Origin of the sequence: Stenotrophomonas sp. HMWF003, from assembly GCF_003061285.1 — a bacterium.
Lineage (GTDB): Bacteria > Pseudomonadota > Gammaproteobacteria > Xanthomonadales > Xanthomonadaceae > Stenotrophomonas > Stenotrophomonas maltophilia_AP.
The window spans coordinates 1-1,035 of sequence record NZ_QAIW01000419.1 but is presented as its reverse complement, the minus strand read 5'-3'; the positions used below and the strand labels follow the sequence as shown (position 1 = coordinate 1,035).

The window sequence follows — 1,035 nt, the reverse complement described above, 5'->3', positions numbered from 1 at the left end:
CACCGGCGCGGGCGGTAGCCTCGGTCCAGGTGTAGGTCATCGACAGCTGCAGGCCTGCCAGCGCGTCACTGAGCTGGCCCATTTCCACCCGCAGCGCCGATTCGGCGCCGCGGTGACGGGTGGCGCCGAGGTCGGTCCACATGCCTTCGCCGACGATCGAGCGTGCCAACTGCAGCTCCTTGTCGAAATCGACATTGAACAGGGTGAACTCGCCACTCAGCAGCGCACCGTTGAAATGGGTACCCAGCTCATAGGTCGTCGCCGATTCCGGATGCAGGCCTTCGGTGGTCGAGGCCAGCTGGCTGTACTGCTGCGGCCCGAACGACTTGCCGCCGTTGGCGAACAGCGACCAGGCATCATTCAGCCGGTACAGCACCGACAGCGTCGGCAGGGTTTCGCGCGAGGTGATGCTCGGGGTCAGCACGCTGGTGACCGCGCCGCTGGTGGCCAGGTTGGTCACGGTATTGAAGGTGCGGATGTCTTCCACGCGCACGCCCGGGGTGAGTGTCCAGTTGCCGATATCGATGCGGTCGTCGATGTAGAACGCGTTGGCGGTCGTACCGCCGCGGCTGGTCTGGTACGGCAGCAGCGGCAGGTCGAAACCGGCCACGGCTGCGGCGGGCCGGTAATAGCCGGTGCGTGAGGCCACTTCGCTGCTGGCTTCCTTCAGGTAGCGGTAGCCCACGCTGACTTCCTGCACTACCGTGCCGGTGGTGAACAGGCGCGAATACCGCGGCTCCACGCCCAGGTAGTGGTAGCTGCGCGGCGCGGCGGTGAGCCGGCGCTGGCCGTTGCTGGCACCGCTGCCGTCCTGTTCGATATAACTGCCGCGGAACGAATCGACGTAGTAGCCCAGCACCTCGACGTTGTTGCTGCCGTCGGTCCAGGTGTACTTCAGCGACCCGTCGCTGCGGCGGCCATTGAATACGTCGTAGGGGCGGGTGGACTGGAACGGGTCGGCCGCGTACTCGGCGCTGGTCAGCCCGCCCGGCATGCGGCCGCTGCCTTCAAAATGATGCAGCGACAGCGCCAGGT

At 66.3% G+C, this 1,035-nt stretch carries 1 protein-coding gene; it reads right to left on the bottom strand.

Features of this window, described 5'->3' with window-relative positions; genetic code table 11:
- On the bottom strand, window positions 1-1,035 hold a 1,035-nt coding region (locus DBR34_RS17960; RefSeq protein ID WP_128097794.1), incomplete at both ends, for a TonB-dependent receptor.